This window comes from Luteibacter sp. 1214, from assembly GCF_031455395.1.
Lineage (GTDB): Bacteria > Pseudomonadota > Gammaproteobacteria > Xanthomonadales > Rhodanobacteraceae > Luteibacter > Luteibacter mycovicinus.
Genome location: NZ_JAVDSQ010000003.1, coordinates 256,509 through 279,496 on the forward strand (window position 1 = coordinate 256,509; position 22,988 = coordinate 279,496).

Annotated in this window: 21 protein-coding genes and 1 pseudogene; 8 read left to right on the forward strand and 14 right to left on the reverse strand. The window is 64.1% G+C overall.

Annotation, left to right across the window (positions count from 1 at the left end; all coding sequences use genetic code 11):
• The first annotated feature begins 78 nt into the window (after window positions 1-78).
• Both J2X57_RS09530 and J2X57_RS09535 read left to right on the forward strand, forming a co-directional pair.
• On the forward strand, window positions 79-813 hold the full coding sequence (locus J2X57_RS09530) for a porin family protein (RefSeq protein ID WP_309866295.1): 735 nt from the start codon (window positions 79-81) through the stop codon (window positions 811-813).
• 226 nt (window positions 814-1,039) lie between these two features.
• The gene (locus J2X57_RS09535; RefSeq protein ID WP_036115822.1) at window positions 1,040-1,621 is read left to right on the forward strand and encodes a porin family protein; all 582 of its coding nucleotides are present in this window, start codon (window positions 1,040-1,042) and stop codon (window positions 1,619-1,621) included.
• 50 nt (window positions 1,622-1,671) lie between these two features.
• Here J2X57_RS09535 and J2X57_RS09540 read toward each other — a convergent pair whose 3' ends face one another.
• From J2X57_RS09540 to J2X57_RS09560, 5 genes are all read right to left on the reverse strand, one after another.
• Window positions 1,672-3,924: a ricin-type beta-trefoil lectin domain protein gene (locus J2X57_RS09540; protein ID WP_309866298.1), complete on the reverse strand. Its 2,253-nt coding sequence runs from the start codon at window positions 3,922-3,924 to the stop codon at window positions 1,672-1,674.
• 199 nt (window positions 3,925-4,123) lie between these two features.
• Window positions 4,124-5,140, reverse strand: coding sequence for a class I fructose-bisphosphate aldolase (locus J2X57_RS09545; RefSeq protein WP_043692393.1), 1,017 nt, complete (start codon window positions 5,138-5,140; stop codon window positions 4,124-4,126).
• 79 nt (window positions 5,141-5,219) lie between these two features.
• Window positions 5,220-5,663 carry an energy transducer TonB gene (locus tag J2X57_RS09550; protein WP_309866302.1) on the reverse strand — a complete coding sequence of 148 codons (444 nt, stop codon included), beginning with the start codon at window positions 5,661-5,663 and terminating at the stop codon, window positions 5,220-5,222.
• 112 nt (window positions 5,664-5,775) lie between these two features.
• On the reverse strand, window positions 5,776-7,245 hold the full coding sequence (pyk, locus tag J2X57_RS09555) for a pyruvate kinase (protein ID WP_036115828.1): 1,470 nt from the start codon (window positions 7,243-7,245) through the stop codon (window positions 5,776-5,778).
• A gap of 43 nt (window positions 7,246-7,288) precedes the next feature.
• Entirely contained in the window at window positions 7,289-8,113 is an 825-nt protein-coding gene (locus J2X57_RS09560; protein ID WP_079522852.1) for a S1/P1 nuclease, read from the reverse strand.
• A gap of 172 nt (window positions 8,114-8,285) precedes the next feature.
• Here J2X57_RS09560 and gap point away from each other — a divergent pair, with 172 nt between their 5' ends.
• Complete coding sequence (gene gap / locus J2X57_RS09565) at window positions 8,286-9,302, forward strand: type I glyceraldehyde-3-phosphate dehydrogenase (protein ID WP_043692388.1); 1,017 nt, start codon at window positions 8,286-8,288, stop codon at window positions 9,300-9,302.
• Between the two features lie 944 nt (window positions 9,303-10,246).
• Here gap and J2X57_RS09570 read toward each other — a convergent pair.
• From J2X57_RS09570 to hppD, 5 genes and pseudogenes are all read right to left on the reverse strand, one after another.
• Window positions 10,247-10,477, reverse strand: a pseudogene (locus J2X57_RS09570) (FAA hydrolase family protein); the annotation flags it as partial.
• A 79-nt stretch (window positions 10,478-10,556) separates the two neighbouring features.
• On the reverse strand, window positions 10,557-11,078 hold the full coding sequence (locus J2X57_RS09575) for a fasciclin domain-containing protein (protein ID WP_309866898.1): 522 nt from the start codon (window positions 11,076-11,078) through the stop codon (window positions 10,557-10,559).
• 134 nt (window positions 11,079-11,212) lie between these two features.
• Complete coding sequence (locus J2X57_RS09580) at window positions 11,213-12,193, reverse strand: fumarylacetoacetate hydrolase family protein (protein WP_309866310.1); 981 nt, start codon at window positions 12,191-12,193, stop codon at window positions 11,213-11,215.
• A 15-nt stretch (window positions 12,194-12,208) separates the two neighbouring features.
• Window positions 12,209-13,519, reverse strand: a complete 1,311-nt coding sequence (hmgA, locus tag J2X57_RS09585; protein WP_309866315.1) for a homogentisate 1,2-dioxygenase — start codon at window positions 13,517-13,519, stop codon at window positions 12,209-12,211.
• Window positions 13,520-13,567: 48 nt separating this feature from the next.
• Window positions 13,568-14,656: a 4-hydroxyphenylpyruvate dioxygenase gene (gene hppD, locus J2X57_RS09590; protein ID WP_309866318.1), complete on the reverse strand. Its 1,089-nt coding sequence runs from the start codon at window positions 14,654-14,656 to the stop codon at window positions 13,568-13,570.
• A gap of 89 nt (window positions 14,657-14,745) precedes the next feature.
• Between hppD and J2X57_RS09595 the strand changes: the two genes are divergently transcribed.
• The gene (locus J2X57_RS09595; RefSeq protein ID WP_079521676.1) at window positions 14,746-15,201 is read left to right on the forward strand and encodes a MarR family winged helix-turn-helix transcriptional regulator; all 456 of its coding nucleotides are present in this window, start codon (window positions 14,746-14,748) and stop codon (window positions 15,199-15,201) included.
• Window positions 15,202-15,333: 132 nt separating this feature from the next.
• Here the strand turns inward: J2X57_RS09595 and J2X57_RS09600 are convergent, their stop codons facing one another.
• Window positions 15,334-16,842 (reverse strand): peptide MFS transporter, encoded by a 1,509-nt coding sequence (locus J2X57_RS09600; RefSeq protein ID WP_309866321.1) that lies wholly within the window; start codon window positions 16,840-16,842, stop codon window positions 15,334-15,336.
• Between the two features lie 70 nt (window positions 16,843-16,912).
• The gene (locus J2X57_RS09605; RefSeq protein ID WP_309866324.1) at window positions 16,913-17,761 is read right to left on the reverse strand and encodes a tryptophan 2,3-dioxygenase family protein; all 849 of its coding nucleotides are present in this window, start codon (window positions 17,759-17,761) and stop codon (window positions 16,913-16,915) included.
• Window positions 17,762-17,990: 229 nt separating this feature from the next.
• Between J2X57_RS09605 and pdhA the strand changes: the two genes are divergently transcribed.
• From pdhA to J2X57_RS09625, 4 genes are all read left to right on the forward strand, one after another.
• Window positions 17,991-19,070: a pyruvate dehydrogenase (acetyl-transferring) E1 component subunit alpha gene (gene pdhA / locus J2X57_RS09610; protein WP_036118354.1), complete on the forward strand. Its 1,080-nt coding sequence runs from the start codon at window positions 17,991-17,993 to the stop codon at window positions 19,068-19,070.
• Between the two features lie 12 nt (window positions 19,071-19,082).
• Window positions 19,083-20,063 (forward strand): alpha-ketoacid dehydrogenase subunit beta, encoded by a 981-nt coding sequence (locus J2X57_RS09615; RefSeq protein ID WP_036115856.1) that lies wholly within the window; start codon window positions 19,083-19,085, stop codon window positions 20,061-20,063.
• 13 nt (window positions 20,064-20,076) lie between these two features.
• A complete protein-coding gene (locus J2X57_RS09620; RefSeq protein ID WP_309866328.1) occupies window positions 20,077-21,483 on the forward strand; it encodes a dihydrolipoamide acetyltransferase family protein in 1,407 nt (468 codons plus the stop codon).
• Window positions 21,484-21,647: 164 nt separating this feature from the next.
• The gene (locus J2X57_RS09625) at window positions 21,648-21,938 is read left to right on the forward strand and encodes a hypothetical protein (protein ID WP_309866331.1); all 291 of its coding nucleotides are present in this window, start codon (window positions 21,648-21,650) and stop codon (window positions 21,936-21,938) included.
• On the opposite strand, the gene J2X57_RS09630 is transcribed toward J2X57_RS09625, so the two are convergent.
• Window positions 21,931-22,452, reverse strand: a complete 522-nt coding sequence (locus J2X57_RS09630) for a GNAT family N-acetyltransferase (protein ID WP_309866334.1) — start codon at window positions 22,450-22,452, stop codon at window positions 21,931-21,933. The two genes, J2X57_RS09625 and J2X57_RS09630, sit on opposite strands and share 8 nt — an antisense overlap.
• On the reverse strand, window positions 22,452-22,985 hold the full coding sequence (locus J2X57_RS09635) for a tail fiber protein (RefSeq protein WP_309866337.1): 534 nt from the start codon (window positions 22,983-22,985) through the stop codon (window positions 22,452-22,454). The genes J2X57_RS09630 and J2X57_RS09635 overlap by 1 nt, the downstream gene beginning before the upstream one ends.
• Between the last annotated feature and the right edge of the window lie 3 nt (window positions 22,986-22,988).

Below are 22,988 nucleotides of genomic sequence, written 5' to 3' on the forward strand. Positions count from 1 at the left end.
GCCTCTAATCGTACAAGGCCAGCATCACTCCCCCTCCCCCATGGTGCTGGCCGCCCCGAAAATAAGAGGAACAGTCCCATGAAAAAGGCAGCCCTTGCCCTTGCAGTCTCTTGCGCCTCGTTTGTGGCCATTCCGGCCTTCGCACAGGATTCCAACCCGGCAGTGACCGGCAACTATCAGCCCAGCCAGGCCGTCGGTAGCGGTAACTGGTTCATCGGCGCCCAGGTCGGCCGCACCAACGGCAGCGACAATGGCGGCTTCGGTGACGGCAACAACGGCGGTTTCAATTTCCTCAAGGGAAACAAGGATCGTCGCACCGGCTACGGCCTGCTCGGCGGTTATCGCTGGAAGGTCGGCCCGGATCTCGGCCTGGGCCTTGAAGCCGGCTATGCGGATCTCGGCAACTACCGCGTCAAGAACGTCTTCGAAGACGGCCAGGACGTCGATCAGAAGGGCACGCGCAACGCGCTGCGCGGCTGGATGGTCGGTGTGAACGGTAAGGTCAACCTGGTCCAGGGCTGGTACCTGAGCGCGCATGGCGGCTACTTCCGCGCCAACGACAACAACCAGAACTACAACAACAGCGTGAGCCAGGACCTCGGCTTCTCCAACGGCGGTAAGGCCGACCGTGGCAGCTGGTACGGCGGTGTCGGCACCGGTTGGGATATCAACGAGCACTTCAGCGTTGGTGCCAACTACGACTACTTCCATGCTGACGCGGGCAAGGTCAAGAACAACGCTACTGGCGAAATCTCGCGCGGCATCAAGCGCTCGACCGGTATCGTCTCGCTGGCGGGTGAATACCGCTTCTAAGCGACACGTTCGCCACGTAACAACGTTTTACGCTCAACCTTTAAGCCGCGACGCCACCCCCGTCGCGGCTTAAATTTTTATTAATACTGCACTGAGCGGTATTGAATATCGAAGGTCTGGCCTTATCTAATTTTTCACGCGAGGCACCCCGGCCCCGCGCCGTTGTCGATGGCACCCCCCCCATGGCCGTCACAGCGAACAAGAAGAAAAGCAGGAGAGATCCACCATGAAGAAGACCCTCATCGCGCTCGCCCTCGTCGCGGCCGGTTCCGTTGCGGCTCCGGCCTTTGCGCAAGACGCCAACGGCGCTGGCTGGTTCGTCAACGGCAACGTCGGTCGCACATCCGTGGACAAGGGCCGTTATGACGGCCACGACACCGGTTACGCGGTCAACGGCGGCTACCGCTGGGCCGTGAGCCCGTGGGCCGCCCTGGGTGTCGAGGCCGGTTACAACGACCTGGGCAACATCCACGCTAAGAATGTCTTCAACAGCGATCGCGTCGTCGATCGTCGCAAGTCCGAGCTCCACGGCTGGACCGCCGGCGTGAATGGCCACTTCAATATCGACCCGAAGTGGTACATCAGTGGCCGTGCCGGTATCTACTCGTGGAAGGGCCACGGCACCAGCAACGACGACATCAACCGCCACGATCTGGACAAGACCAGCTGGTATGCGGGTGCGGGCGTAGGCTATGACTTCAACAGGAACTGGAGCATGGGCATCAACTACGATCACTACGATGCGAAGAAGGATGGTTTGGATCTGTCGACCAACATGACGTCGGTCAGTGCTGAGTACCGGTTCTAAGCTCGCGAGATAGTAAAAAACTAAGGGCGCCTCGCGGCGCCCTTAGTTTTTTAGTTCGGCTGGTATTCCCAGACCTGATTCGCGCTGTGATAGCACGTCCACAGATGAGGGCGAGAACCATTGACCTGACCACTCGACGGATCATCCACGCAGAGGTTACTTTGTACCCCCCGCAACTCGCCACGCAAGCGCCATATCTGCCCGGGCGTGCCGTTGCACTGTTGCATATGAACGTCAGCGCCGTTATTCGACCCGTTATTGCTCACTTCAACGCATAAACCGCCGTAGCCGACGATACTGCCGTTGGCTGTCAAATGAAACTTCTGATTCGGCACACCAGCACAGTCCCAGAGCTGAAGTGGCGTCCCATTGGTTGTGCCGGCTGCCTGGACATCGAGACAACGTCCGGTGTCGATCTTGAATTCACCGGTAACTGGATTGAAGGTAAAACTTTGATTGGGACCGCCCACTCCGTCCCATATCTGGATGCGTGTACCGTTCGCAGATCCGACAGCGACTGCATCCAGGCCTCTGCCGTACTTCGCTGCGACCACCGCCGTGTGCGTGAAGCGCCACGATTGATTGGACGCACCCGTGCTTTGCCATAGATGCAACAGCGTCCCCTCGGTGGTGCCGTATCCATCAGCGTCAAGCACAGACGATGTACCCGATGAGACCAACGACCCCGTGTCCGCCTTCATAGCCCAATTTTGCCAGCGCAATCCGTTGCAAGCCCACATCTGAACAACCGAGCCATTAGCGGTACCGCCTGCGGATACCTCAAGGCATCGCCCCGTGCCGTTAGCCAGCATGAACTTCCCAGGCGACGAATTCGGATTCGCCTCTGGCGCCGGGGCGGCCCTGAACGTCGCTGCCACCAGCAGTGTTTCGCGGAATGTCCTCGCCACGTCCGCCGCGTTTGCCACGCCGCACGGCAAGCCCTTGCAGGTCGAGACGCCCGGGTTCGAGTAGAGCAACTCAGGTTCCTGACCGTTGAGGCTATACGACATGATGTCGTAGAAATTGGCGTCGTCGTTCCGATAGCCGTACGAGTAGGCATACAAACCACCCGTAGAGTTCGTCTGTGCATTGTGCTGAGCACCTAGGTTGTGCCCCATTTCATGCGCCAGCGAGGTATCCGGGCAGTACGAGTACGCGCCGCCACCCTGATCGATCGTTCCGTCGCCAACGACCGAGAAAGTCTGGTCGCGCCCGGTACTGGCATAGGGTGCCTGAGGGATGTACGCCAGCCCACAGCCGTTCTGACCCGTCGCGTAGCGACGCACGAAGCTCACCATGTCCGCACCATACTGGGCACGTGCCGCGCGCATGGCGGAAAGCGGCGACGAGGCGGATGTGGAAGCAAGGTCGGTCAATGCCACGCCATTATCGGTGCCGTCGGCGTAGTTGATCTCCAGCGTCCCGACAAGGCGAAACGACGCCGTCGTCACCGCCGAATTGCCGAGCCCACGGTTAGCGACATCGACAAGATTGGTCAGCCGGGTCGTCACAGCGGACGTCGAACCAAGCGACGTCCGATATCCCGTCGAATAGCCGATGACCACGTCGACCGGAGTACCCGTGACGGCTGCCGCAGCGGCGACCACAGGCTGTGAGGTAACGACCTCTGTCGACGCCGCGCCCGCCGCTTTAACCACGGTATCGCCGCCTGCGCGAATCCCTTGCTGCAACTGGCTATACGACGCACTGGTCACGTACGTTTTCCCCTGGATCGTCGTGATGCGCAACTGCTGCCCGTTGGACGACGGCAGCGATCCGTAGGTCGCGTCCGGCCCAAACGTGATCACCGCATCCTGGCTTGCCGTTCCTCCCGCCTCACGCCCCATCCAGGTCCAGTTGCCGTCGTCATGCGAGACGTGACGGTCGTAGTCGAGAGCGATCTGCGATCCATCAGGTGCGGTAAAGGTGAGGCGTCCTGACAGAGCCGATGCGAGCACCTGATCGACGTCGATATCGACGGGATAGTAGGTGTAAGGGCCCTCGCGATGCGGCGTATCGGTCTTCGAGTAAGCGAACAACTCGCCGCTGGATGCGCTTGCCGCTGCCGCTCGACCTGACGATGCCGGGCTGGCCGGAGCCACTGCTGACATGCGCCCACGCTGCTGCGGAGGAAGCGGGGTCGACACCACCCTGGGGGCGGCAGGCGCTGCCACGACGGGCGTGGAAACACGCGCGTGTGACTGCCCGCTTATCGTTGCGTCCCCGGATACACGCCAGAGAACCGCCGCACTCAATGCGACGACACCGACTGCCGCCCACGCAGCCCCTTTCATACGATTCATCGCCAGCTCCCCGATTCCCCCTGGACCGGGACCCTCCACGGGAACCCGCCGCCCTCGCGCTGAGGACTTCCACTTACCTCGCATCAGACAATGGGCCGATGCCCGCAGCAAGTGGCCAATATGAAATATCGGCAGTAGCTCGCAAAAAAGAAGGCGCCCGTTCCGGCGCCTTCTTCACATCTGTGAACGAGCTAGCGAATCAGCGCTTCTTCCACTGCCCCAGCGCAGCCTCGCCGTTTTCCTTGGCGCGCTCGTGCACCACGGCCTGGGCCTTGGCGACGTTGCCCTTCAGATCCTTCGACCAGACGTTCAGCGCCTCGGCGACGAGGGCGCGGCCGTAGGAGAAGCTGACCGGCCACGGATGCGGGCCCAGCTTGTTGATCAGGTCCAGATGCTCGGTCGCCTGCGCGTCGGACTGGCCGCCGGACAGGAACACGATGCCCGGCAGCGACGCCGGCACGGTGGCCTTCAGCACGCGGACGGTGGCTTCGGCGACCTCCTCGGGCGAGGCCTGTTCCGGCGAATGCTTGCCGGCGATGACCATGCTGACCTTGAGGATCGTGCCTTCGAGCATGACGTTCTGCTCGTACAGCGCGTTGAACAGGCTGCGCAGGACGGCCTCGTGCACGTCGTAGCTGACGTCGATGTCGTGCGTGCTGTCCGGGCTGTCCATGACGACTTCGGGCTCGACCATCGGCACCAGCCCGGCTTCCTGGCAGAGCGCGGCGTAGCGGGCCAGCGCGTGCATGTTGGCCTCGATGGCGGTCGAGCTCGGGTTGTCCTCGGTGATATTGATCACCGCGCGCCACTTGGCGAACTGGGCACCGAGCTGGGCGTATTCCTTGAGACGGTCGCGCAGGCCGTCGAGGCCTTCGGTCACGACGTCGCCCGGGAAGCCGGCCAGCGGCACCGGGCCCTTGTCCACCTTGATGCCCGGGATGATGCCGGCCTTCTTCATCGCATCCACGAGCGGGGTGCCGTCGCCGGTCTTCTGACGAATGGTCTCGTCGAAGAGGATCGCGCCGGAGATGTGGTCGCCCAGGCCCGGTGCGGTGAGGAGCAGCTCGCGGTAGGCCCGACGGTTTTCCTCGGTGTTCTCGACGCCGGCGGCTTCGAAACGCTTCCGGATGGTGTTGGTCGACTCGTCGACGGCAATGATGCCCTTGCCGGTGGCGACCATCGCCTGCGCGATTTCTTCGAGGTTTTCGATGCTCATGAGGACTCCATGGATTTAGTGGTATGCAAAGCCGACGAAGTATAAACGGCTACCCCGCGAATCATGTTGTGCGATGCGATCAAGTGGTCTGGTCGTAGCCGGGCAGCTTGCACTTATCGAGGAGGGCCGTTTTGGCGGCGGGGTCTTCGGGCAGGTTGAAGCCCGTGACGTAGTAGGTCTGCACGGGAACGGCGGTGCCGTTCTGGTTGCCCTTCACGTAGACCAGCTGGTTGACGATGCTCACGCCGACCTGACCGAGGTCGCCGGCGGGGACCACTTTCTCGATCTTCGCGTTCTGGGTGCGACCGTCCGAGCCGATCATGTAGCTGACGGCGACGCAGGTGGGCTGATTGAGGTTCTTGCCGGTGTTCGGCACGTCCGGGCTGACGGACTTGTTGGTGAGGTACCAGTAGCCGGTCAGACGCTCGGGGGCGACACGGCGGAGGTTCTGCGCCTGCGCGGAACCCGCGGCAAGGAGGAGGACGGCGGCGATGGCGCCGGTGCGGGAAGAAATGCGGATCATGACGCCCTCGGTGGTTTACCAGGGCGTTGAGTTTAACCCTGTGGGCGTTTGCGTTGCGTGTGAAATCAAACCCTGACGTGGGGGCGCGCGCAAGGCACGCCCCCACACCGTCTTACAGGTCGCGCAGGCTGTCCGCGATACCGTCGTCCCCGATCACCAGCAACTTCAGCGTGTTGGTACCGCCGCCACGGCCGATGTGGTCACCGTGGGTCAGGATCACGCGATCGCCCTTGGTCAGCTTGCCCAGCGAGAACAGGTGCTGGAGCGCGGCGCGCGCGGTGTGCGCCGGATCGAGGTTGCCCTGGGCGAAGTCGACCGGCTGCACGTCGCGGAGCATCAGCATGCGGCGGCGGGCCATGTCGGACGGCGACATCGCATAGATGGGCACCGCGAAGCGATAGCGCGATAGCCACTGGGCCGTGGCTCCCGACTCGGTCAGCGCCACGATGGCGCGCACGCCAACCTGAGCGGCCAGCGACATGGCGGCGAGCGCGATGGCCTGGTCGCTGCGGTCGAGCGACTGCACGTCCGGGCGCAGGTCGCCGCGCGGCTCGAACTGGCGCTCGGCGCCGAGGCAGATGCGGCGCATGGCGGCCACGGCCTTGTCCGGGTGCGCACCGGCCGCGGTCTCTTCCGAAAGCATGACGGCGTCGGTGCCGTCGATCACGGCGTTGGCCACGTCGAGCACTTCGGCACGGGTGGGAATCGGCGCGCGGACCATCGACTGCAGCATCTGCGTCGCGGTGATCACCGAGCGGTTGCGCTGCACGGACTCGCGAATGATCTTCTTCTGCAGGCCCGGGAGCTCGGCGTCACCGATTTCCACGCCCAGATCGCCACGGGCGACCATGACGACGTCGGACGCGTCGATGATTTCGCCGAGCACGGGGATGGCGTCGGCGCGCTCGATCTTGGAAACGATGGCGGCGTCGCCACCGGCCTCGCGGATCAGGCGGCGGGCTTCGTGCAGGTCTTCGGCGCAACGGACGAAGGAGACGGCGAGAAAGTCGGCGCCCATCTCGGCGGCCAGCTTGATGTCGTTACGGTCCTTGTCGGACAGCGCGGACACGCTGAGGCCACCGCCCTGGCGGTTGAGACCCTTACGTGCCGACAGGCGGCCACCGATGATGACGCGGGTGCGGATTTCGGTACCCGAAATTTCCAGCACCGACAGCGCGATGAGGCCGTCGTCCAGCAGCAGCACGTCGCCCGGGACGACGTCCTTGGGCAGGTCGTAGTAGCTGACGCCCACGTGGGTCTGGGTGCCGGCCGGTGCGTCCGGACGGCAGTCGAGGGTGAAGTTGTCACCGGCCATCAGGTCGATCGGACCGTCGGCGAACTTCTCGATGCGGATCTTCGGACCCTGCAGATCGGCCAGGATGCCGACTTCGCGACCGACCTTCAGCGCGGCGGCGCGCACGGCATTGGCGCGGGCGCGGTGGTCGTCAGGCACGCCATGCGAGAGGTTGAGGCGAACGATATCCACGCCCTCCTCCAGAATTTTCTCAAGCATGCCCGGCACGTCGGTGGCGGGTCCGAGAGTGGCGACGATCTTGGTACGGCGAACCTGGATATCGGTCATCTGTGTCTACCTTGTCTTCGAATGCGAATTCGGGGGGCGCGGATCAGTCCAGCGTCTTGTTGAGCAGGTCGGCGAGACGCTTGCCCGCTTCACGCAGGCGGGTCTCGGCGACCGGGAGGTTTCTGGCGACGTAGGCGTCGTCGACCTTGTGCGAGTCCGGGTAGAAGCCGTCCTTCGCCACGATCTCGCAGGATTCCTCGGCCCACTGGGCGTACGGGTTATCCAGCGGCGCCTGGGGCTTCGGGAGCGTGACCGGGCCTTCGGCGGCCAGGCGGTCGGCGTAGGCCTGCCACTTGAGGTCGCGGGTGTAGAGCATTTTCGAGTCCCACACGCTGTGCAGGTTGGTGCCCTTGCCGTCGAACTGGACCTGGTAGTCGTTGCCGCCCTTGTCGTCGCGGTTGCCGGCATGCAGCGGCTGGTGCACGTCGCCCACGAAGTGGACCACGAACTTCAGCGCTTCGGCCCGCTCGGCGTTGGACTTGTGGCGGTCGCCCAGGATGGCGACGTACTTCTCGAGGCCGCCCACCACGCACTTGCCACCGGCGCACTGCCGGGCCGGCACGTAGTGGCACTTACCGTCGACGAAGTCCATGTAATGCAGGGGGCCGGTGGCCTTACCCAGCTCCTTCGTCTCCGGGTTGTCGCGCAGGCGGTCCGGCCAGCTGGCGACGTCGGGCAGGGAATCGTCCCCGTCGGCCTTGAGCAGGCGCTCCACTTCGGCTTTGGCCGAGGGGTCCAGCTGGCGGAAGGCCAGCTCGGCGACGATACGGTGGCCGATGTCGCCCCAGGCCTGAACGGTGGTGGCGAAGGCGGGTACGGCGAGGGCCAGCAGGGCGGCAATGGTGCGGCGCTTGAGAACGGCGTTCATGAGCCTGTAAACGATTCCGGACGGGGCGAACGGGCAAGTGTGCCACAGCCGGACTGAGACTCGGATGACAGATCGCGGCGGTGCAGCAAGCAGGCCCCTGCGACGTTCCGCTACCATGGAGGTTTACGCACCTGCCCTTACCTCGTTAGCAAATCCCACCCGGAGGCTGCACATGACCATCAAGGTCGCCATCAACGGTTACGGTCGCATCGGTCGCAACATCCTGCGCTCGCTCTATGAGTCGAAGAAGAACGGCCAGGACATCCAGATCGTCGCGATCAACGATCTCGGCAACGCGGAAACCAACGCCCACCTCACCCAGTACGACACGGCTCACGGCCGTTTCCCGGGCGAGGTCTCGGTCGACAACGGCGACCTGATCGTCAACGGCGACCGCATCAAGGTCTTTGCCGAGCGCGACCCGGCCAAGCTCCCCTGGGGCGAGCACGGCGTGGACGTGGTGCTGGAGTCCACCGGCTTCTTCACCTCCAAGGCCAAGGCCAGCGCCCATATCGCCGGCGGCGCCAAGAAGGTCATCATCTCGGCCCCGGGCGACAAGGACGTGGACGGCACCTTCGTCATGGGCGTCAACGACGACAAGCTCACCTCGAAGCTCGAGGTCATCTCCAACGCGTCCTGCACCACCAACTGCCTCGCGCCGCTGGCCAAGGTGCTGCACTCGAAGATCGGCATCGTGCACGGCCTGATGACCACGATCCACGCGTACACCAACGACCAGGTACTGACCGACGTCTACCACTCGGACCTGCGCCGCGCCCGTAGCGCCACCCACAGCCAGATTCCGACCAAGACCGGCGCCGCCGCCGCGGTCGGCCTGGTCCTGCCGGAGCTCAACGGCAAGCTCGACGGTTTCGCCATGCGCGTGCCGACGATCAACGTGTCCGTGGTCGACCTCACCTTCACCGCCGCCCGCGCGACGACCAAGGAAGAGATCGACGCCGCCATCAACGAAGCCGCCAACGGCGCCCTCAAAGGCATCCTGGCCGTCAACACCGCGCCCTTGGTGTCGATCGACTTCAACCACAACCCGCACTCGTCGATTTACGATTCGACGCAGACGCGCGTGATGGAAGGCACCTTGGTCAAGGTCCTCTCGTGGTACGACAACGAGTGGGGCTTCTCGAACCGTATGCTCGATATGACCAAGGCGCTGATGGCCGCGAAATAACGGCTTCGCAACGCGCGCTCCCCATGTAGGAGCGTGCCTTGCACGCGATGCCTTTAAAACAGAAGCCCCGCACGGCAACGTGCGGGGCTTCTTCATTCGTAGCGCTGGGACTTGCAGACGCCGCTTCAGCGGCGATCGGAGCTTCCTGCAACCTCTGCCGCTATAGCGGGATCGCCGATGAACCGACCACCGCCAGGGCCTGAGTGCGATACGCCGATGACAAGCGTCTGCGCAAGCTGGAACAGTCCCGCAAGTGGCTTGGTGAACGGTCCTTTTGGATTGCCCGGTGCGACGCGAAACACGTAGGTGTCCATTCCGACCCAACGCACACTTGTTTCGTGATTACGGCCCGGAGCACCGCAATCCACGAGATGCGCCTCGCTCTCCTTGCCTACACTCACCCAGAGGCAGCCGTGCTGGCTAACCTCCTGCGTGGAAGATTGATCCCATCGCCAGTGAACACTCACACTACCGAGGGCGCCGACCGGCACGCTCACGACCTGAGGCGACGCGGTCACGCTACCTACCGGCGGCGGACAATTGTGGTAACACCGAACACCGCGGCCCCTCGTTGCTCGAATCCCACTTTCGCCGGGCCTCAAAGACAGAGCATGAGCGAGCTCATCCCTTTGCTGCGGAGGCGGGTCGTAAGCGCGCGGCTCTCCGTCGACTCGTTTCCTGGTAAGCGAGAGGGCGTCGGCGATCGCATCATCACGCTCGCCGTCCTCCGGCCTTGTCGGTCCGCAAAACACAATGACCAGTGCGAACACGGCACATCCGACGATCCAGCACACCGTCTTCATGACTTGATCCAATGAAAGGATCGGCACACGGTACCGCGCCAAGCTTACTTCTGCTGTAGGAATTCCCTGCTTCGGAGCTAGGCATGTTCTCCTGTCATCAGGGAACAGTACTTCCTTCGCGCACAGCGAGTGATCGAGCGATTATGCTTTCTGGACCACTTGCTCGATCAAACTGAAGATCGATACGCCACGCTTGTCGGTGACCTCGATTTTCACCGTATGGCCAGAGGACAGGAACGGCGTCGCCCGCTTACCGTCGCGGAAGGTTTCGACCATGTACTGCTCGGCCAGGCAGGACGCGCCCTTACCGGTGTGTTCGTTGGCGATGGTGCTTGAGCCGACCAGCGTGCCGGCGGTGAGCGGAGGGGTCTTTCTGTAGAAGCGAGCTCCGCGCGCGATGCTCTAAAAGTAAGCCCCGCACGGCAACGTGCGGGGCTTTTTCATACCTGACTTACGGCATCAGAACCTTGTCGACAACGTGGATCACGCCGTTCGATTGCAGCACGTCGCCAATAGTCACGTGCGCAACACCGCCCTTGGCGTCGGTCACTTCAAGTGTCTTGCCAGACTGCATCACCGTCAGCGGCTCGCCCTGCACCGTGGTCAGGCTCGCCTTGCCATTACCCTTGGCCACCAGAGCCATCAGGTCCGACGCGGTGTAACGACCCGATACCACGTGATAGGTAAGAATCTTGGTCAGCGTCGCCTTGTTCTCAGGCTTGACCAACGTATCGATCGTACCGGCCGGTAGCGCATTAAACGCTTCGTTGGTTGGGGCGAACACAGTGAAGGGACCCGGTCCCGACAGCGTATCGACGAGCCCGGCAGCCTTCACGGCAGCAACCAGCGTGGTGTGGTCTTTCGAGTTGACGGCGTTCTGGACGATGTTCTTCGTCGGATACATCGCGGCGCCACCGACCATGACCGTCTTCTGCGCCCCCATGGCGTCGTCGGCGAAAGCAACATTGATCACGCCGCAAGCGGCCGTGAGCGCAAACGCGACGTGAAGCGTGCGAGCAAGCATGCAACTTTTCATAGCGGATCCTCTGTCCCCGTGATTGGGGTACCAATAGATACGCACGCATGAGTCGCCCGAATGCGGGGCCGTCAGTTCTTTTGAATGCGCTGCTCGATCGAGCCGAAAATGCTCACACCCATGTCATCCGTGACGTCGATCTTCACGGTATCGCCAAACGACAGAAACGGCGTCGTCGGCTTGCCATCGCGCAACGTCTCAACGGTACGCTGCTCGGCAAGGCACGAAGCGCCCTTACCCGTGTCCTCATTCGCAATCGTGCCCGAGCCCACCAGTGTGCCGGCGGTCAACGGGCGCGTCTTTGCCACATGAGCAACGAGCTGCGAGAAGTCGAACTGCATATCGACACCGCACTCGGCCTCGCCGAACCACTGGCCATTGATCCAGGTCCGCATCGGCAGGTGCAGCTTCTCGTCTTTCCACACGTCACCCAGCTCATCCGGCGTAACAAACACCGGTGACAGCGCCGAGCGCGGCTTGGACTGCAGGAAACCGAAGCCCTTGGCGAGTTCGCCGGGGATCAGCCCGCGAAGCGAAACGTCGTTGACGAGGCCAACCAGCTGAATGTGACCGGCGGCCTGCTCAGGGGTCACGCCCATCGGCACGTCATCGGTCACCACGAGCACTTCGGCTTCGAGGTCGATGCCGAAGTCTTCGCTCGGCACGACGACCGGATCGCGCGGCCCAAGAAAGCCGGCGCTGGTCGCCTGATACATCAGCGGGTCGGTGTAGAACGACGCGGGCACCTCGGCACCACGGGCACGACGGACGCGCTCGACGTGAGGCAGATAGGCACTGCCGTCGACGAATTCATAGGCACGCGGCAGCGGCGCGGCGAGCTTCGCGACATCGAGATCGAAAGCACCGGTCGCCCTGCCCTCGTTGAGATCTTCCGACAAAGCATTGAGACGCGGCGCGATGGCACTCCAGTCGTCGAGCGCGGCCTGCAACGTCGGCGCGATACCCGCCGCTTTCACGGCGCGGGTGAGGTCACGACTGACGACGACCAGCGTGCCGTCACGGCCGCCTTCCTTCAGTGAAGCGAGTTTCATGGATGTCCTTTGCGATCAGACCGTCGGCGGCGTGAAGTGTTTCTTCAGGCCGCGCCAGCATTCGTAATAATCGCCCTGCAGCGCTTCGGATGCCAGCGCCTGGCGGGTGGGGCGGATGACCTTGCGAGTCTCGAACATGAAGGCCATCGTGCCCGTGATGTGGTCGGGGCGCGAGACATCGGCGTTGGAGGCCTTCTCGAAACTCGCCGCATCCGGGCCGTGGCCGCTCATGCAGTTGTGCAGGCTCGAACCACCCGGCACGAAACCACCAGCCTTCGCATCGTACGCGCCGTCGATCAGGCCCATGAATTCGCTGGCCACGTTGCGATGGAAATACGGCGGGCGGAACGTGTGCTCGGCCACCAGCCAGCGCGGCGGAAAGATCACGAAATCCATGTTCGCCGTGCCCGGCGTGTCGCTGGCCGAGGTCAGCACCGTGAAGATCGACGGATCCGGGTGATCCACCGCGATCGAGCCGATCGTGTTGAAGCGGCGCAAGTCGTATTTGTAGGGCGCGTAGTTGCCATGCCACGCGACCACGTCGAGCGGCGAGTGGTCGATGGTGGCCGACCACAGCGCGCCCTGAAACTTCGCGATCAGTGCGAAATCACCGTCGAGATCTTCGTAGGACGCCACCGGCGTGAGGAAGTCACGCGGGTGGGCAAGTCCGTTCGCGCCGATCGGACCGAGGTCGGGAAGGTGCAGCTGCGCCCCGAAGTTCTCGGCGACGTAGCCACGCGCTTCGCCGTCCGGCAGCTCCACCAGAAAACGCACGCCACGCGGAACCACCGCGATCTCGAGCGGTGCCACGTCCAGCACACCCAGCTCGGTGCGAATGCGCAACCGGCCCTCTTGCGGCACGATCAGCAGCTCGCCATCGGCATCGTAGAAGTAACGACCTTCCATCGAGCGATTGGCGCAGTAAAGGTGGATACCGATACCCGCCTGCTCTTCCGCGCCGCCGTTGCCACCCATGGTGACCAGACCGTCGAGGAAATCCGTCGGGGTGGACGGCATCGGCAACGGATCCCAACGCATCTGGTTGGGTGTCGCCGGCGCTTCCTGGAAACGGTTATGGAAGGTCTCGTGGCCCAGCGCCGAGAACGGCGAGTGCTGCGCGGCGGGGCGGATCCGGTACAGCCAGCTGCGACGGTTGCGATGGCGCGGCGCGGTGAACGCGCTGCCGGACAACTGCTCGGCGTACAGGCCTTGAGCGACCTGTTGCGGCGAGTTCTGTCCGGTCGGCAGCACGCCGACGACCGCTTCGGTGGCGAACTCGTTGCCGAAGCCGGTCTGGTAGGCGCGGGTGTCTTCGATGTGGCTCATCGGGGTCCTGTCGCGCGCGAGGCGCGCTCCTACGTGTCGACGGTGATCTTAGAGTACGCCGCGACGCATCTGGTCGCGCTCGATGGACTCGAACAGCGCCTTGAAGTTGCCGTTGCCGAAGCCTTCGTTGCCCTTGCGCTGGATGATCTCGAAAAAGATCGGCCCGATGTTGTTCTGGGTGAAGATCTGCAGCAGCAGCTTCTTCTTGGTCTCGTCGTCGGCGTCGATCAGCAGCTTGTTCTTCTGCAGGCGCGGGATGTCTTCACCGTGGTCGGGCACGCGGATGTCGATCACTTCGTAATACGTGTCCGGCGTCTCGAGGAAAGCCACGTCCTGCGCACGCATCGCTTCCACCGACTCATAGATGTTATCGGTGAACAGCGCGATGTGCTGGATGCCTTCGCCGTTGTATTCGCGGATGTACTCGTTGATCTGCGACTTTTCGTCCGACGACTCGTTGAGCGGGATACGGACCATGCCGTCCGGCGCGGTCATCGCCTTGGACACCAGGCCGGTCTTGGCGCCCTTGATGTCGAAATAGCGGATTTCGCGGAAGTTGAACAGGCGCTCGTAGTAATCCGACCACTTCTGCATGTTGCCGAAGTGCAGGTTGTGGGTCAGGTGATCGATGAAGGTGAGGCCGAAACCCTTCGGGTGCCGGTCGACGCCCGGAATCCACTCGAACTCCGAATCGAACACATCGCCCCTAGCGCCATAGGTGTCGATCAGGTAAAGCGCGCAGCCACCGATGCCCTGAATCGTCGGGACATCCAGCGCCAGCGTGTCGGCTTTGTCCGCGATCTTCTCGGCGCCGTTCGACAGCGCGGTGGCCTGCACGTCGGTCGCGGGACGATTGAAACGGATCGCGAAGCCGCAGGCGCTCGGACCGTGCGCGGCCGCGAAATCGGACGCGAAGGAGTTCGGCTCTTCGTTGACCAGGAAATTGCAGTCGCCCTGGCGATACAGGGTGATAGCCTTGGTCTTGTGCTTCGCCACGGCCGTAAAGCCAAGCTTCGGAAACAGCGTGTGCAGCAGCGCGCTGTCGGGCGCGGCGAACTCGACGAACTCGAAGCCATCGACACCCTGCGGGTTTTCGAAGGTGGTGACTTCCATACCGATATTGGGCTGGGCGCTCATGGGCGATACTCCTGGCTTGGGCACGGCTTACGCCGTCGACTCGCACCTTATAGTTTCACTTGTAACCATTTGCAAGGACCAGCGCAGCAATGACCTTTGAACCCGTGCCCGCCCATGCCCCGCTGGAACTGGAGCACTTCCTGCCCTACCGCCTGTCGATCCTGTCGAACACGGTGAGCCAGTCGATCGCCGCGGAGTACGAGGACCGGTTCCAGCTCAGCATGACCGAATGGCGCGTGATGACGATTCTGGCCCGGTTCCCCGAGATTTCGGCGCGGGAGGTGGTCGAGCGGACGGCCATGGACAAGGTCGCGGTGAGCCGGGCCGTGGCGCGACTGGTCGAGAAGGGGCGCGTGGATCGGGGCACCCATGACGGGGACAAGCGCCGGTCGGTGCTGCAGCTGTCCGAGGCCGGATGGGCGATTCATGACGAGGTCGCGCCGATGGCGCGGGCGCATGAGCGGGATTTGCTCGCGAAGCTGGACGAGGGCGAGAGGGCCCAGCTCAACAGCATTCTGGACAAGCTTCTCGATACGGCAAGGTAAAAACCGCACCGCGACCGCTTATGTAGGAGCGCGCCCCGCGCGCGATGGGTGATGCGAGGTGGCGGCATTACCGAATCGCGCGCAAGGCGCGCTCCTACAGTGACACGAGGCGCCGTGAAGCGGCGCGCCGCGTCATTTCACCCCGTGCATCAACCGGTTGATCAGCGGCGCGATCACGAACAACACGATGCCCGCCCCGATCAAGAGCTCAAAGCTGAAGGTGAACCCGCTCAGCGCGGAACCCACGGTCATCCCTGTCTCGCCGCTGATATGACCCGCCAGCAGACCGGACAGGTTGTTGCCGATCGCCGTGGACAGGAACCACCCACCCATCGCCAGGCCGACCACGCGCAGCGGCGCCAGCTTGGTCACCATCGACAGGCCGATCGGTGACAGGCACAGCTCGCCGATGGTCTGCATGACGTAGCACAGCGCCAGCGGCCAGAACGGGATCAGGTTGTCCGCACCGACGAGCGCGCTCAGCGCGTACATCAGCACCAGGAAACCCAGTGCGTTGAACATGAGGCCGAGGCCGAACTTGCGCGGGATCGACGGTTCCTTGCGGTGCCGTGCCGACCAGCCCCAGGCCAGCGCCACGATGGGCGCGAAGACCAGGATCGCCGCCGAGTTCACCGACTGGAACCAGCCGGTGGGAAATTCCCAGCCGCCGAACATGTGGCGGTCGACGATATTCTGCGCGAGGAAGTTGAACGAGCTGCCGGCCTGTTCGAAGAACATCCAGAACAGCACGTTGAAGGCGAACAGCAGCAGCATGGCGATGACGCGGTGGATCTGGATGCGGTCGTGCCGGACGGCCTCGACGACCAGCATCGCGGCCACGCCGATGAAGAGCACGCCGAGCAGCCACGCGATGAAGATCGCTCCCGCCTTGGCCATCAGCAGGTAGACCAGCGGAATGGCGACGAGGATGCCGACGATCACGGCGATCAGGCTCTTGCCCTCGTGGCGCTCCGGCGGCGGCACGCCGACGCCCTTGAGCTGTTTCTTGCCGATGAGGAACCAGATGAAGCAGATCACCATGCCGACACCGGTGGAGGCGAAAACGGCGCGGTAGTTGTCCTGCAACGGCGTGTTGCTCATCACCGAGGCGATCCGGCCGGTGATCAGCGGGGCGAGGAAGCCGCCCATGTTGATGCCCATGTAGAAGATGGTGAAGCCGCGATCGCGGCGGTCATCGCCCTGCGGGTAGATCTGGCCGACCAGCGAAGAAATGTTCGGCTTGAACAGACCGTTGCCCACGATCACCGTGGCCAGACCGGCGAGGAACACCTGCTGGTTCGGCACCATCACCATGAACAGGCCCGCGCCCATCACCGCGGCGCCGACGAGGATCGAACGCTGGTAACCGAGGATGCGGTCGGCGACCCAGCCGCCGAAGATGGCCGACGCGTAGACCAGCGCGAGGTACGCGCCGTAGGTGCGGCTGGCGTAGCCCTGCCCCGATGCATCGCCCTTGAAGAATTCGGCCACGATGTACAGCGTCAGCGCCCAGCGCATGCCGTAGAAAGCGAAGCGCTCCCAGAACTCGGTCATGAACAGCATCCACAAGGGGCGCGGATGCCCCAGGGTCTGCGGATAGTCGGGCACGGGCCGTGTCTGGCTTGGGGCGGTCGGTGTCATGGCTTCCCTTGGCGATGGATCGGTCGATCGATCAAGGGTGTTTAGCTGGACCGGGCGGGAACGTCAAATGTCAGGTGCCCAGGATGGTGCGTACTTCGATCAGCTCGGGGAAGAAGCTCTGCTCGAGCGCCTTGCGCAGGAAAGCCACGCCGGAGGAACCGCCGGTGCCGGAGCGGAAGCCGATGATGCGCTCCACGGTTTTCATGTGGCGGAAGCGCCAGAGCTGGAACGATTCCTCGATATCCACGAGTTGCTCACTGAGATGGTACTCAGGCCAGTGGCTGGCGGTGTTTTCGTAGATGCGCTTGAAGACCGGCAGCAAGGCGGGTTCGCGCTGCCACGGCTGGCTGGTATCGCGTTGCAGCACGCTCGACGGCACCGCGTGCCCGCGGCGTGCGAGGAACCGCAGGTATTCGTCGTAAAGCCCAGGTGCTTCGAAAGTGGCCCTGAGGCGCTCGTGGGCAAGCGGATCGTGCTCGAACACGCGCAGCATGTCGGCGTGTTTGTTGCCCAGCACGAATTCGACGATGCGGTACTGCAGCGACTGGAATCCCGAGGACGGACCGAGCACGTCGCGGAACTGCAGATACTCCGTGGGGGTCAGTGTTTCGAGCACGCCCCACTGTTCGTAGAGCTGGTGCTGAATATGTTTGACACGGGCAAGGATCTTCAACGCGCGGTCGACGTCGTCCACGCGGAGATGCACCAGCGCCGCGTCCAGCTCGTGGATCAGCAGTTTCAGCCAGAGCTCCGAGGTCTGGTGCTGGATGATGAAGAGCATCTCGTCGTGCTGGGGCGGGTTGCTGCGTGGCTCCTGCGCGGACAGCACCTTGTCCAGTCGCAGGTAGTCGCCATACGTGAGGCGCCCGTCGAGGTCGGTGCGGATGCCCGGTTCGAGGTCGCGCTGAGGATTGGTCATGGGTGAGTCGATTCGCAAAAAGGGGTTTGGAAGCCCTGAAACCCGCGCCGCGCCGCCATTCCGGGGCTGCGACGGCCGGTCTCATGCTGCGCCGTGCCTTGCCGGGTGATAATACCCCTGATATCTAGTCCGGCTCGCAATGATCGAAAAGCCGCTCGTGCCCCGCTGGATGGGCCGTCCGCTTCCCCACTCGTGCGTGTCGTTTCTAACCTTCCCCTGGGAGCGAGTCGTGTCCGTCGCCGCCAAGTTCGAAATCGAATACCTGCAGTACCTTGACCAGGATGGCAAGGAAACCGGTAAGGAACTCCCTGAATTCGCAAAGGATCTCGACCATATGGTCGAGCTCTACAAGCTGATGGTCTCCACACGCGTCTTCGACGCCAAGTCGATCGCGCTGCAGCGCACCGGCAAGCTCGGTACCTACGCGTCGTGCCTCGGTCACGAGGCCGCGCACGTCGGTATCGGCAGCGCCATGCGCCGCGAAGACTCCCTCGCGGTGTCCTACCGCGAATACGGCGCGCAGCTGTATCGCGGCGTCAAGCCGCGCGAGGTCTACACCTACTGGGGTGGCGACGAGCGTGGCAACGACTTCGCCGATGCCCCCGCGCACGACTTCGCCTGGTGCGTGCCGATCGGTACGCAGTGCCTGCACGCCGCCGGTTCGGCGCTCGCCTTCAAGATCCGCAAGGAACCGCGCGTGGCGGTCTGCACGATCGGTGACGGCGGTTCGTCCAAGGGCGACTTCTACGGCGCGATCAACGTCACCGGTGCGCAGAACCTGCCGCTGGTCGCCGTCATCGTGAACAACCAGTGGGCCATCTCGGTCCCGCGCCGCATCCAGAGCGGTTCCGGCACACTGGCCCAGAAGGGCATCGCGGCCGGCCTGTTCTGCATCCAGGTGGACGGGAACGACATCATCGCCGTGCGCAAGGCGATGGAAGACGCGCTCGAGCGCGCCCGTTCCGGCCAGGGTGGCAGCGTGATCGAAGCGGTGACCTACCGCCTCGGCGACCACACCACCGCCGACGACGCCCGTCGCTACCGCGGCGAGCAGGAAGTGAAGGACGCCTGGGAGCGCGACCCCGTGCCGCGCCTGCGCAAGTGGCTCGAAGCCAAGGGCAAGTGGGACGACGCGAAGGAAGAGGCCTGGAAGGCCGAGTGCGATGACTGGATGGACAACGAGGTCAACGCGTACCTGGAGACGAAGAACCAGCCGGCCACGGCGATGTTCGACTATCTGTACGCCGAAGTCCCGGCCGACCTCGAAGCGCAGCGTGACTACGTCGCTTCCCTCGATCGCAAGTCGTAAGGATCTCTTCCCATGGCACAAATCACTCTGATCGAAGCAGTGACCCAGGCGCTCGCCTACGAAATGCGCAACGACGAAAGCGTCGTGGTGCTCGGTGAGGACGTCGGCGTCAACGGCGGCGTGTTCCGCGCCACCCAGGGCCTGCAGGAACAGTTCGGCGAAGAGCGCGTCATCGACACGCCGCTGGACGAAGGCACCATTGCCGGCCTGACCATCGGCCTGGCCGTGCAGGGCATGAAGCCGGTCGCCGAGGCGCAGTTCGAAGGCTTCATCTACCCGATGATGGAGCACATCGCCTGCCACGCCGCGCGCATGCGCAACCGCACCCGCGGTCGCATGACCGTGCCGGCCGTGTGGCGCGCCCCCTGGGGCGGCGGCATTCGTGCGCCGGAGCATCACTCCGAGGCCAACGAGCACCTGTTCACCAACATCCCGGGCCTGCGCGTGGTCATGCCGTCGTCCCCCGCGCGTGCCTACGGCCTGCTGCTCGCTGCCATCCGCGATCCGGATCCGGTGATCTTCTTCGAGCCCAAGCGCATCTATCGCCAGTACAAGGAAGAAGTGCCCGATGACGGCGAAGCGCTGCCGCTCGACGTGTGCTTCGTGCTGCGTGACGGCACCGACGTCACGCTGGTCACCTGGGGCGCTCAGGTCAAGGAATGCCTCGAGGCCGCCGACGAACTCGCGCAGCAGGGCATCAGCGCCGAAGTCATCGACGTCGCCACGCTGACCCCGCTGGACTTCGACACGATTGCCGAGTCGGTCGGCAGGACCGGCCGCTGCGTCATCGTGCACGAGGCTCCGAAGACGGCCGGTTTCGGTGCGGAGATCGCCGCCCGTCTGTCCGAGGAATGCCTGTACAGCCTGCTCGCGCCGGTCGAACGCGTCACCGGCTTCGATACCCACATCCCGCTGTTCCGCCTGGAAATGAAGTACCTGCCCAGCGTCGAACGCATCGTCGAAGCCGCCCAGCGCACGCTCGCCGCCTCCTGAGGAAACGATAGAAATGGCCGACATCAAGACCTTTTACCTGCCGGACCTCGGCGAAGGCCTGCCCGACGCGACCGTCGTCGAGTGGCACGTCAAGGAAGGCGACACCATCAAGCTCGACGCCCCGCTGGTGTCGATGGAAACCGCGAAGGCCGTCGTCGACGTGCCGTCGCCGTTCTCCGGCACCGTGAAGAAACTGCACGGCGGCGTGGGTGACATCATCGAAACCGGCGCGTCGCTGGCCGACTTCGAAATCGATCCGAACGCCCGCCAGCGTGCCGAAGCCGAATCCACGGGTCACCACCACGGCCCGAAGAAGAGCGTCGGCAGCCCGGCACCGGATGATGCGTCCAGGGTCGTCGCCTCCGACGACGGCGGCGAGATCGAATCCGATGGCAAGGCCCCGGCACAGCGCGAAGACGAAGGCACCGTCGTCGGCGCCATGGTCAGCGGCAACGCCGTGCACACCGAGCAGGTCTCGAGCGCCGGTGGCGTCAAGGCCGTACCGGCCGTGCGCGCGCTGGCGAAGAAGATGAAGATCGACCTCACCCGCGTGTCGCCCACGGGCGCCGGTGGCGTGATCACCATGGCCGACGTGAAGAACGCCGCCGCCAACGGAGGCGCCGCGCTCGGCGCATCCGGCTCGCAGCCTGCCGCACCCGCGCGCCCCGCCTCGGCCCAGCACCTGGCACCCTCGTTGCCCGAGCCGGGTCCCGCCCCCTCGCGTACGCCGGTGTCGCTCGCGGGCAAGGCCGTGCGCACGGCGCCTCCGGGCAAGGACGCGATGGGCCAGCCGGAACAGCTCAAGGGTGTCCGCCGCAACATGGCGCGCGTCATGGCCGATGCGCATGCCCAGGTCGTCCCGACCACGATCGTCGACGATGCCGATCTGCATGCCTGGATCGGCAAGCAGGACATCACCTCGCGTCTGATCCGCGCCATCGTCGTGGCCTGCAAGGCCGTGCCGGCGCTCAACGCCTGGTTCAACGGCAAGGACCTGACCCGCACGCTGCATCCGCACGTGGACATCGGCATCGCCGTGGACACCGAAGACGGCCTGTTCGTGCCCGCGCTTCGTAACGCCGACGTGCTCGACGGTGCCGGTGTCCGCGCCGCGATCAAGCGACTGCGTTCGTCGGTCGAGGATCGCAGCATCCCGGCATCGGAACTCTCCGGCTACACCATCAGCCTGTCCAATTTCGGCATGTTTGCCGGTCGTTACGCTACGCCGGTGGTGGTGCCGCCGACCGTTGCGATCATCGGTGCGGGCAAGCTGAGCCACGATGTGGTCGCCGTGATGGGCGGTATCGAAGTGCATCGCCGCATGCCGCTCTCGCTGACCTTCGACCACCGCGCCGCCACCGGCGGCGAAGCGGCGCGCTTCCTCAAGGCGATGATCGACGACCTGGGGCTGCCGCAGTAAGTCGCGGCGATCCTGTGGGTCCATTCGCGCGCGGGGCGCGCTCTTACACGATGGTGTAGGAGCGCGCCCTGCGTGTGATGCTTTCAGTTTGTAGGAGCGCACCATGTGCGCGATGCTCCCCCCATCGCAACCGACCTGCCTTGCAGGTCACCGGGAGGGCACCCATGCAGTTCTTCGAGATCCACCACTTCGCCGGCCATGTGAACGAGACCTTCGAGGTCGACGTCGACACCGGGGACGGCAACGCGCCGTTCGTGCTGATGCAGGTGCAGCCGCTGTCTTCGGCGTCCTCGTTCCGCCAGGCGTTCTCGCTGCTGTTCCACAACACGGCGGCCATTCTTTTCGCCCAGCGCACCTACACGATGCGCCATCCGCAACTGGGCGAATTCGGCATCTTTCTCGTGCCCGTCGCTCGCGATCGCGACGGCTTCGTCTACCAGGCCGTCTTCAACTAGCGCGCATGCGCCGGTGCATGCCGCCGGCCGCGCCTTCGTCGACGAATCCCAGGCGCGTGTACAGCCGCAAGGCGGCCGGATTGTTCACGGCCACGCTCAGGGTAACGGCGGGAGCGAGAGCACGCGTCGCCCGCAAGAGCGCCGTGCCGATACCCTGCCCGCGCGCGTCCGACACGAGTGCGATATCGACCACGTGCCACGCCTCCCCGGTCACGTCGAGGTAGTAGCGACCGATGTCACGACCCTCACGTTGAAGCACGAAGAAGTGCGCGTGGGGAAAGTGACTGACGAAGTGAATGTGCTGCATGCCGAACTGCTGGTCGGCAAAGGTGGCACGGGTGGCTTCCGGCCAGCCGGTAACGGCCAGTTCGTCGTCGCGCGTCTGGCGGTAGAGCATGCGAAGGAAGGGCAGATCGCATTCGCGGCCGGCGCGCAAACGCACGCCGGCGACGGCCAGGGCTTCCGCCAGCGCATCGCTGCCGGAGCCGGCGGCAGGAAAGCCGGGGAGGACCATCAGTTGAAATCGGGGTACACGCCCTGTAGCGCAATGCAGAAATTCAGTGCCAGGAACGGCTGCCGGTTTTCATGCGGCAAGCCGGAACCCGCCGGCTGGAGCGCCATCGGATAAAGCGAGGTGGACGGTACCCCGGCCGGAACGAACGGTGCCGTGGTACTGGGTGACACCACGGCGCTGCCTGCTGCCGGAACCGATGTCCGCTTGGTCTGATCACGCTGGACGTAAACCGTTGCGCTGTGCCCGTGCGAGGGCATCTCGTGCACAGTCAACGCATGCTGGAATTCACCGTACGCATTGCCCGCCGACCGCGGCGTCAGTCCGGGCCCGGCACCGGTGCCGCCGGGCGCACGCGACGTGAGGTTGGGCAACATGAAAGTTGTCGAACCGTTGCCGCCGTAGGTGATCCCCAGCAAGGAATACAACGCCATGTACTGCGTCATCGGCAATGTCGCACCGTTACAGAATGCCCAGTCGACCGGGGCGAAGTCGAAGGCGAAAACCTGAATTTCGCCGAAGTAAGGTTCGGTCATGTC

Coding starts and splice junctions, on each gene's coding strand:
- J2X57_RS09530 (WP_309866295.1), top strand. CDS start 79: ATGAAAAAGGCAGCCCTTGCCCTTGCAGTCTCTTGCGCCTCGTTTGTG.
- J2X57_RS09535 (WP_036115822.1), top strand. CDS start 1,040: ATGAAGAAGACCCTCATCGCGCTCGCCCTCGTCGCGGCCGGTTCCGTT.
- J2X57_RS09540 (WP_309866298.1), bottom strand. CDS start 3,924: ATGAATCGTATGAAAGGGGCTGCGTGGGCGGCAGTCGGTGTCGTCGCA.
- J2X57_RS09545 (WP_043692393.1), bottom strand. CDS start 5,140: ATGAGCATCGAAAACCTCGAAGAAATCGCGCAGGCGATGGTCGCCACC.
- J2X57_RS09550 (WP_309866302.1), bottom strand. CDS start 5,663: ATGATCCGCATTTCTTCCCGCACCGGCGCCATCGCCGCCGTCCTCCTC.
- pyk (WP_036115828.1), bottom strand. CDS start 7,245: ATGACCGATATCCAGGTTCGCCGTACCAAGATCGTCGCCACTCTCGGA.
- J2X57_RS09560 (WP_079522852.1), bottom strand. CDS start 8,113: ATGAACGCCGTTCTCAAGCGCCGCACCATTGCCGCCCTGCTGGCCCTC.
- gap (WP_043692388.1), top strand. CDS start 8,286: ATGACCATCAAGGTCGCCATCAACGGTTACGGTCGCATCGGTCGCAAC.
- J2X57_RS09580 (WP_309866310.1), bottom strand. CDS start 12,193: ATGAAACTCGCTTCACTGAAGGAAGGCGGCCGTGACGGCACGCTGGTC.
- hmgA (WP_309866315.1), bottom strand. CDS start 13,519: ATGAGCCACATCGAAGACACCCGCGCCTACCAGACCGGCTTCGGCAAC.
- hppD (WP_309866318.1), bottom strand. CDS start 14,656: ATGAGCGCCCAGCCCAATATCGGTATGGAAGTCACCACCTTCGAAAAC.
- J2X57_RS09595 (WP_079521676.1), top strand. CDS start 14,746: ATGACCTTTGAACCCGTGCCCGCCCATGCCCCGCTGGAACTGGAGCAC.
- J2X57_RS09600 (WP_309866321.1), bottom strand. CDS start 16,842: ATGACACCGACCGCCCCAAGCCAGACACGGCCCGTGCCCGACTATCCG.
- J2X57_RS09605 (WP_309866324.1), bottom strand. CDS start 17,761: ATGACCAATCCTCAGCGCGACCTCGAACCGGGCATCCGCACCGACCTC.
- J2X57_RS09615 (WP_036115856.1), top strand. CDS start 19,083: ATGGCACAAATCACTCTGATCGAAGCAGTGACCCAGGCGCTCGCCTAC.
- J2X57_RS09620 (WP_309866328.1), top strand. CDS start 20,077: ATGGCCGACATCAAGACCTTTTACCTGCCGGACCTCGGCGAAGGCCTG.
- J2X57_RS09625 (WP_309866331.1), top strand. CDS start 21,648: ATGCAGTTCTTCGAGATCCACCACTTCGCCGGCCATGTGAACGAGACC.
- J2X57_RS09630 (WP_309866334.1), bottom strand. CDS start 22,452: ATGGTCCTCCCCGGCTTTCCTGCCGCCGGCTCCGGCAGCGATGCGCTG.
- J2X57_RS09635 (WP_309866337.1), bottom strand. CDS start 22,985: ATGACCGAACCTTACTTCGGCGAAATTCAGGTTTTCGCCTTCGACTTC.